Origin of the sequence: Argonema antarcticum A004/B2 (genome assembly GCF_023333585.1) — a bacterium.
Lineage (GTDB): Bacteria > Cyanobacteriota > Cyanobacteriia > Cyanobacteriales > Aerosakkonemataceae > Argonema > Argonema antarcticum.
Map to the genome: position 1 here is coordinate 60,287 of NZ_JAIQZN010000035.1, position 8,632 is coordinate 68,918.

Consider the following 8,632-nt stretch of genomic DNA (forward strand, 5'->3'; position numbering starts at 1 on the left):
GGGGCAGAGTCGCAGAGGGGCAGAGTCGCAGAGTCGCAGAGTCGCAGAGTCGCAAAACTAACAATTCCGAGGCAAGACGGATTTGAGATTGGAAAATCATTCAATAGCCGTCTTTTATCTGCGTTTATCTGCGTTTATCTGCGTTCATCTGCGGTAAAAAATCTTTAAACCTGACTTTTCAGATGGGCTCCAAAGCGGTTGTAGGTAGTACGCAGGGTCAATCTAAAATCTAAAATCTAAAATCTAAAATCTAAAATTGGTTGATTTCCATGACTGACATTGTTCTCGACATCCGCAACCTGCAAGTCCAATTTCCCACCGATGAGAAATCGATCAAAGCCGTTGACGGCATCTCCTTTGAGGTGAAACGAGGACAAACTCTCGGAATAGTAGGCGAGTCAGGTTCTGGCAAATCTGTCACATCTTTGGCCGTAATGGGTTTGGTATCTTACCCCGGCAAGACAAGCGGCGAAATTTGGTTTCGCAAGTCAGAGGCGGATGTAGAGCCAGTCAATCTGCTCCAACTGCCGGAGGGGAAAATGCAGCAGTACCGGGGGGGTGAAATTGCGATGATCTTCCAAGAACCGATGAGTTCTCTCAACCCGGTTTATACGATCGGATTTCAGCTAACAGAAGCAATTCGGCTGCATCAAAACGTATCCGATGCTCAGGCGCGGCGGTTAGCTCTAGCACTTTTGCAAGAAGTCAAGCTCCTCAAGAGCGATGAAATATTGCGCCAGCGCTACTTAGAATCTTGGCAACCATCACCGGGCACACAAGCGCCAAACGAACGAGAAATCTTGAAGCAGATCAACCAGGAAAAACTGGCAATACTCGATCGCTATCCCCATCAACTTTCTGGCGGTCAGATACAGCGAGTGATGATCGCAATGGCTATCTCCTGCAATCCCACCCTCTTAATTGCCGATGAACCGACCACCGCACTGGACGTAACCGTACAAGCCACTATCCTGGAACTGCTGCTGGAATTATCTCACGCACGCGGTATGTCCATGATGTTTATTACTCACGACCTGAGTGTAATTGCAGAAATTGCCGACACCGTAGCGGTAATGTACCAGGGAAAAATTGTCGAATATGGCCCGGTGTGGCAAATCTTTTCCAGTCCCCAGCATCCCTACACCAAAGGATTACTAGCTTGTCGTCCCCGCCTAGACCAGCATTTGAAATATCTACCCACCGTTTCTGACTACATGGAAGTCGTAACTGCTCCCACAGGCGAAGTATTGGAAATTAGGGAAAAAAGCCGGTCAGCACCGCAGGATGGCATCAGAGGGGCAGAGAAGAGGAACAGAGAAGAATCTTTACTCACCACTCAGCACTCAGCACTGCTAGAAGTTCGCAATCTTCAGGTTGGCTTCCCGGTGCGGGGGATATTTGGTAACACCCAACGCTATGCGATCGCGGTGAACGACATTTCCTTCGACGTTTATCCGGGTGAAACCCTGGGTTTAGTGGGAGAATCCGGTTGCGGCAAAACTACTTTGGCTCGCACATTATTGCGATTGATCGAACCGATGAGCGGTCAAATCCTGTTTGAAGGTCGAGATATTACCGCTCTAACAGGGAAAACGTTACAGAAACTGCGGCGGGAGATGCAAATTGTCTTCCAAAATCCCTTTAGCTCCCTCGACCCGCGGATGAAAGTTGGGGACGCGGTGATGGAACCCCTGCTGATTCACAATATAAACAAGAACAACCGGGAACGTCGCGATCGGGCCGCTTACCTCCTAGAGCGCGTCGGTTTAAATCCCAACTTGATGAACCGCTACCCTCACGAGTTTTCTGGCGGTCAGCGCCAACGGGTCTGCATTGCCCGCGCCTTGGCTCTCAATCCTAAATTTATCATTTGCGACGAATCTGTTTCGGCTTTGGATGTTTCGGTACAAGCGCAAGTGCTGAATCTGTTGAAAGAAGTGCAGGAAGAGTTTGGTCTCACTTATATTTTCATTTCCCACGACCTCAGCGTCGTGAAATTTATGAGCGATCGCATCATGGTCATGAATCAAGGTAATATCGAAGAAATTGGCCCAGCCGAACTCATTTATCGCGAACCCGAAAAAGAATACACCCGCCAGCTGATTGCCTCTATTCCCGTCGGAACTCTAGAGCGGATACAACAGCGGCAGCGATCGGCAGTTAGTTCTAGCTAGTCAAATTTATGAATTCCCACGACAGATGTAGGGGCAATTCATGAATTGCCCCTACATCTGTCGTGCCAAATCAAATGCGTAATTCCTATTCAAGCCAAACTCGTCAGCAAAGCTCGCCAAACAAACTGCGGTAAAGCCAACATCCGCCGCCAGCGCCAAGGTTCCTGATACAAACGATACAACCACTCCAAATGATTATTTCGGAACCAAGCTGGGGCGCGACACTTGATCCCAGCCCAGATATCGAAACTGCCGCCAACACCAATCCAAGCAGCTTGAGGGCAGAGGTGGCGATGTTCGGCAATCCACAACTCTTGACGCGGCACGCCCAAACCGACAAAAATCAGGCGGGGTTGTAGATCCTTGAGAGTTTGTAGCAGTTCTTCTTCTTCCCCAGGAGAGAGATAGCCATGTTGCGAACCTGCTAAAGTCAATCCAGTCACTCGCCGCCGCCACACCTCTGCCGCCGCCTGGGCTACCCCAGGTGCGCCGCCATAGAAAAACACCGGCCACGACTTCCCCAACTGCCCAGCTTGCCACAACAGAGACTCTGCCAGTTCAATCCCCGGACAACGCTGCACCCGCTTGCCTTGGAACAACAAATATAGTACCACTCCAGAGCCATCGGGTATAACCAGATCCGCCTGGTGAATCGCACTAGCCAAAGAAGCGTTACGCTCTGCCTGTATGCTCATCTCAGCATTAAGGGTCACCACATGACCGCCCAGTTGTTCGTGCAACCGCGAGAGCAGCCAACCTGAATAGTCCTCCAACAGATGTACCGGAAGTCCCAGTACTGAAAACGGTTGGGGCGTCTGAGTTATAACCTGTTTTTGCACAACCTCACATCACCACATCTATGCTGGATAGTTTACCTCGACACAGTGTTTCTGTGTACTTCTCAAGAAAGATCCTACTCAACAGTTTTTTCGGACGTTTTCCGCTTAAGTAGCGATCGAACAGATGGTCCGATCGAACCATCAGCATAAAGCTCCAGCGGCATCAACTGCACTTTACCGTTAATTTTGACCTTTGAGTAGACAATTCAGACAAAGGGAGATTTGTTATTGTTGTAGCGATTAGACATATAGATCGCCTACTAAGCAGTTTCTTTTGACAAATAATTTAACTGCTTATTTCTACCTACTTCTGTTATACACAAAAGTTGTTAAAGTTCAGGATAGAATGACTGGATTTTGGATTAAAATTGTGAAAAATTATCAAAATGTTGTTGTAGGTATAGGAAAATGACGATCGCGGACTACGTTGATCTTGTGCAATATGTCACCAATACTCACCGTGAGACAACAGACGTATCCCCAATCACATATCGTCAGGCAATAGAACAGTATGGATTTAGCATAGTCGAAGGAGTTATTGGCACTAACCAAATCGCGGCGTTAAAAAACTCTTTGCAATCTGCAATCCAGCGTAGTGATGCCAAAAGTTATGCCATGCGTCGCCTATTGGAAGCGATTCCGATGGTGCGACAACTCTGTTCGGAAGTTCCTATTCGCAATCTTGTCGAACCAATCCTCGGTAAAAAAGCTTTTCCCGTGCGGGGTATCTTTTTCGACAAAAACCCACAAGCTAATTGGGGTGTTTCCTGGCATCAGGATATGACTATTGCAGTAAAAAAACGTATTAATATACCAGATTTTAAAGCCTGGTCGATTAAAGACGGCATTCACCACGTCCAACCTCCCATTTCTATTTTGGAAAGAATGCTAACATTACGCATTCATCTGGATAATACTTTTGCGGACAACGCACCTTTACAAGTTATTCCTAATTCGCATAAGCGGGGATCTTTAAAACCTGAAATCATCCAAAGTTTGAAAGTCAACACTCTTACTTGTCCCGTTTCTGACGGTGGAGTGCTGGCGATGAGACCCTTGCTAGTTCATGCTTCCCAACCTGCAAGAAATCCTCGGCATCGCCGTGTCATCCACATCGAATTTGTTGCTGAAGAACTACCAGACGGTTTAGAATGGTATGGTTCCTAGTCGGGTGGAAGTCTTTCGTCAACCAGTTGGAAATCTTGAGAGGAAATAGTTATGAAGACAGAAGTAGACGCTAACAGCAAGAGTTTGTATGATACGGACTACCTGAAATGGATTAAAACCACATTAGAAAAGTTGCGAGTTCATGATTATTCAAACATCGACTGGGAAAATCTGATTGAGGAAATAGAAGACATGGGGCGGAGTGAACGCAGGAGTCTAGAAAGTAATCTTATCATTATCTTGATGCACTTGCTCAAGTGGCAATATCAACCTGAATTGAGAAGCGGTAGCTGGAAAGGTAGCATTGTTGAACATCGCAGACGGATTCGGGAAGCTCTGAAGGATTCCCCCAGTTTTAAACCGTATTTTGAGGAAGTGTTTGCTGAATGCTATTCGGATGCGGTTGAACAGGCGAGTGCTGAAACTGGACTGTCAGAAGAGACTTTTCCGCAATTATGTCCTTATACTTCCGCAGAAGTTCTAGACTCACAGTTTTTGCCGGAATGAGCGATCGCAAATTGTTGAGTGACGGGAGATTTGATAAATGACAACCCAGATTTTTGATAAGTTACTGACGTTCTTAAACAAACTCGAACAAGAAAAAATAAGTTACACTTTGGCACATCATCGTGATGAAGCAATTATGATAAATGTCGCTGTACCTGGGTCACGTTGGGAAGTTGAATTTTTAAGTGATGGGTCGATAGAAGTGGAGAAGTTTATCAGTCATGGAGAGATTGCTGGCGAAGAAGCGCTGAGTGAGTTATTCGCTCGGTATTCCCAACAGGAAGATATTGCGGTGGAATCGCTTCAAAATACTGATTTAGCAACAGTGAGGGGATAGAGTATGGAGTGTAAGAATTGGTCAAGGCTTCAGCACTGCATTGCTCACAGCAACGAATTCACCTTGAATTACGCTGTGTTTTCCTTGTGGCATAGGTTTCTGGATAATTTGACCATCAATGCCTTAGCTATTCTACAATCAAGGCCAAGGCGCTTAACGAAGCCACAGGAGGTTGTTTCGGAGCATGAACTTGAACGGCAACCCGATATGCAACAAACTACGCATTGCTGGGGGTCTGCTGGCGGCTAGCGCTTGGAAACAGGGGGAATTACGCTCAAAGTCGCCCCCAGAGAAAGAGAGGGCTGGCTGGATAGTCATTCTATCGAGGTATTCCCCTCTACCGACCGACCTGCGATCGATCGATTACGATCGTAACAGGTTGATAGGACTCCTAAGACCCCATAAATTGTTCTGAATGAATTTTAGAGAATTACTCCCATGTCTGAAACACAAGAACAAAAAACAACTGAATCTCCGGCTGTACAGCCTAATCTTGCAGCTAATTTCAAAAATTATTTTTCCAGTTGGAAAATCAAAGCAGGGTTAATTGCTACTGCGCTTGTTTCCATTTTTGTTGGCTTTTTTCTGCTAAATTTCTTTTGGGCGCACATGGTTGCAGGTATGGGTATGAGCAGTTGGTCAGAGCGTGCAGGTGCGGCACCGATTGAATGTATGATCGAGGACACTAACAGTGATGGTTATGTTAGCTGTAGCGCCATGCTCCGAGGAGAAGTAGTGCCACTTGAATGCGGCTCCAGCATCTTTAATATTGGTTGCCGAGTCACTTATGGTGCTGCGGCCCCTCCCGTGCGTCCGACAACTGTGCCAAACGTTCGTGGAGCTTCATAACTCCTTAAGTAAGAGGAAAAGTTTTGATTAAGTTGGTCATTAGTTTTTGGTACATATTCCGCCATGTAGGGCGAAATCTACCAAAGACCAATGACCAATTCAGTAATGCCAAAAACCTGCAATATGTGGGTTAGAGCAACGAAATATCCACCTTGGCAAACAAAGAAACCCAGTTTATCATCTCTATCGCGAATACTGAATTGGCGCTCTAGAACACTAATTCAGTATTCGTAGGAGCGAACGCCCCTACAAGCTAAAAACGCACCACCAAGAATTACTGAATCGGTGTTCTAGCCGTGGTTGATACACCTCCTTAGTATGATTTGGTATAGCAACCGCCAGGGCGGTTAGGACATTCTTAATTCCACCAAACCCTTGATATAGAACCTTTTTACCCTAGCCCCTAGCCCTTAACCCCTAGCTCCTAGTCCCTAGCTATATTTGTCACTTCAGACAGATTCACCATATTTTCATTCACAGTATGTTAGAGATAACATTCTCAAGGCATCACTCGTCTTTCAGGTACTTTTGGCTGCCCGCATGGAGCATTGATGCAAGCTGATTTCCTTTAAAATTAAGGAAAAAAGCTTTTCTATCGTTGTGGTTTACTAAGGCTTAATTACGAGGGTTTATGAACTATAAATATAATCGCGTAGAGCGAGATTTGCAATTAGATTCCTTTGAAGAACAAGTGAAGCTGGGACTCGAAATTTGTGGAGAACTTTTAGTGGAATCGAGACATATTATCCTGGGTGCTTTGGCTTGGAAAGGATGGATAGAAAAGGGTCGCTGTGTGGTATTCGTCAACTTGGAGGATCGAAGTGACTTTGAACAAGAAGTTGAGTTGCCGATGCTAATAATCCTTCAAAACGAGCCATTAATTAAGCTATTTGGGGTCGAAGAAATTGTCAAACAATACGATCCTGAATCTGAAGGAGTACTGATTATGTGTCACTCAGATCGAGCTTATTGTCTGGCTTCTGTTTGCATATTTACCCCTGGCTATCCGCCCCGAATTTGTTATGAGGAAGTTAAGGGTAGGCCCGTAGAGTTTGATTTTAGTTGGGCGGACAATGAGTCATGAAAACCTCATTGCTAATTCAAAATTAAAAAAATAATTGGCTCGGTAATGAAAAAGGTGCTATACTCTGCACTGGCATAAATAGGCGAAGCATTCCGTGAATAATTTGTTGGTTGAACCCAAATATCTTTGACGAAATGCTTCGCCCCTACAGGGATAAAAAAGCACGGTCACAGATCGTGCTGAGGATATAAATATTTACCGAGCTGTTTAAGTTTCGATCGTGTTTCAAGCTACTCGCCGCCGTCTTGCTATTTGGTACACCGCTGTTACGGCGGTGTTGCTGCTGGTGTTTGCGACTGGTGTTTATTTATATGTCCGCAGCACTTTAATTGAGCGGGTTGATGATACTCTCAATCATGTCGTGGAAGTGGTGGTGCGATCGCTCGTCATAGACTCAGCCGGAGCAGCCGATCGCAAATACCGCGTTAACATAGAAGCCAGTTTTCGAGACAATGAGGATACCGTAGAGGACGATCGCATCGATCTAGAGTGGTTCAGTCCCACCGGCGAATTGCTGTGGTCAACTTTCTTGACACCGCTCAATGTCCCCATTCACGCCAATCGCACGGGTGAAACAGTCCGAGTTTTTAGAGGAACAGAGAACCAGAGGGTGAGGGAAAAGGTAGCCCAGTCAAGAGTTCCCACCCTCTTGCGACAGGTAACAGAAAGAGTGCAAATGGGGCGGCAAGTACTGGGATATTTGCGCGTCAGTCATCCCTGGTTTGAAGTGACAAAACCAAGCCGCCAGCTGATACTCGATCTCAGCTTAGGTATCAGTGTAATGGTGATTTCGGTTGCTGCGATCGGCTGGTTGCTTTCCGGTTTGGCAATGGAACCTGTACGCGAGTCCTACCAACGCCTCAAGCAATTCACATCTGACGCTTCTCACGAACTCAGAAGTCCAATTGCCATGATTCAAACCAATGTACAGGTAGCATTGGCAGATCCGGATCGATCGTCTGAACAACACCGACAGCAGTTGAAAGTAGTAGAACGGCTAACCAAGCGGCTGGGGCGTTTGGTAGACGACTTGCTGTTTCTGGCCAGACAGGATAGCGGCATTCTACAGCCGAGCTTTTCACTCTGTCCACTCGACGCCTTATTAATTGAAGTTATAGAAGAACAGCAGCTGGTTGCTTCAGAAAAAGGGATCGAGCTTTCTTTGGATGTGGTGACTGCATCAAGCAGCACTTTTGAGGAGACAGAAGAAGACTTTTTTACGCTTCAGGGAGATTGGGATCGGCTGGCGCGTCTGTTTACAAATTTAATTGGTAACGCCCTGCAATACACACCGACAGAGGGTAAAGTTGACGTGGAATTGCAAAGAATTATACGCCGAAGCAACCATCCCCAACTGCAAGTCAAAGTTACGGATACTGGTATCGGTATTCCAGAAGACGCCTTACCTCACATATTCGATCGCTTCTATCGAGTCGATCCGGCACGCACTCGCGGTACGGCAACTGGGTCGGGATTGGGGTTAGCGATCGCAGCTGCTATTGTAGAAAATCACCACGGTCATATTCGCATCGAAAGCACCCTAAATCAAGGCACAATTGTTACTATCACTCTACCGCAGTACCGAGTGGAAACATCTTAGGGAAGAGGGAAGAGGGAAGAGGGAAGAGGGAAGAGGGAAGAGGGAAGAGGGAAGAGGGAAGAGGGAAGAGGGAAG

General features: G+C 46.4%; 8 protein-coding genes and 1 pseudogene. 7 read left to right on the plus strand and 2 right to left on the minus strand.

Annotation, left to right across the window (positions count from 1 at the left end):
• Positions 1 to 269: 269 nt before the first annotated feature.
• Entirely contained in the window at positions 270 to 2,174 is a 1,905-nt protein-coding gene (locus LAY57_RS16590) for an ABC transporter ATP-binding protein (protein WP_249067896.1), read from the plus strand.
• A gap of 89 nt (positions 2,175 to 2,263) precedes the next feature.
• On the opposite strand, the gene LAY57_RS16595 is transcribed toward LAY57_RS16590, so the two are convergent.
• A complete protein-coding gene (locus LAY57_RS16595; protein WP_249067897.1) occupies positions 2,264 to 3,013 on the minus strand; it encodes a WecB/TagA/CpsF family glycosyltransferase in 750 nt (249 codons plus the stop codon).
• Positions 3,014 to 3,421: 408 nt separating this feature from the next.
• Between LAY57_RS16595 and LAY57_RS16600 the strand changes: the two genes are divergently transcribed.
• From LAY57_RS16600 to LAY57_RS16610, 3 genes are read left to right on the plus strand one after another with little or no spacing between them, the layout of a single operon-like run.
• Positions 3,422 to 4,180, plus strand: coding sequence for a phytanoyl-CoA dioxygenase family protein (locus tag LAY57_RS16600; RefSeq protein WP_249067898.1), 759 nt, complete (start codon positions 3,422 to 3,424; stop codon positions 4,178 to 4,180).
• Between the two features lie 51 nt (positions 4,181 to 4,231).
• Positions 4,232 to 4,687, plus strand: a complete 456-nt coding sequence (locus tag LAY57_RS16605; RefSeq protein ID WP_249067899.1) for a DUF29 domain-containing protein — start codon at positions 4,232 to 4,234, stop codon at positions 4,685 to 4,687.
• Positions 4,688 to 4,724: 37 nt separating this feature from the next.
• Entirely contained in the window at positions 4,725 to 5,024 is a 300-nt protein-coding gene (locus LAY57_RS16610; protein ID WP_249067900.1) for a hypothetical protein, read from the plus strand.
• Positions 5,025 to 5,048: 24 nt separating this feature from the next.
• Here LAY57_RS16610 and LAY57_RS16615 read toward each other — a convergent pair.
• A pseudogene (locus LAY57_RS16615) lies at positions 5,049 to 5,144 on the minus strand (Uma2 family endonuclease); the annotation flags it as partial.
• Between the two features lie 318 nt (positions 5,145 to 5,462).
• Between LAY57_RS16615 and LAY57_RS16620 the strand changes: the two are divergent.
• The 3 genes from LAY57_RS16620 (at position 5,463) to LAY57_RS16630 (ending at position 8,557) form a co-directional block, all read left to right on the plus strand.
• Positions 5,463 to 5,873: a hypothetical protein gene (locus LAY57_RS16620; protein WP_249067901.1), complete on the plus strand. Its 411-nt coding sequence runs from the start codon at positions 5,463 to 5,465 to the stop codon at positions 5,871 to 5,873.
• Between the two features lie 631 nt (positions 5,874 to 6,504).
• Complete coding sequence (locus LAY57_RS16625) at positions 6,505 to 6,957, plus strand: hypothetical protein (protein ID WP_249067902.1); 453 nt, start codon at positions 6,505 to 6,507, stop codon at positions 6,955 to 6,957.
• 220 nt (positions 6,958 to 7,177) lie between these two features.
• Complete coding sequence (locus LAY57_RS16630) at positions 7,178 to 8,557, plus strand: sensor histidine kinase (RefSeq protein ID WP_249067903.1); 1,380 nt, start codon at positions 7,178 to 7,180, stop codon at positions 8,555 to 8,557.
• The last annotated feature ends 75 nt before the right edge of the window (positions 8,558 to 8,632 follow it).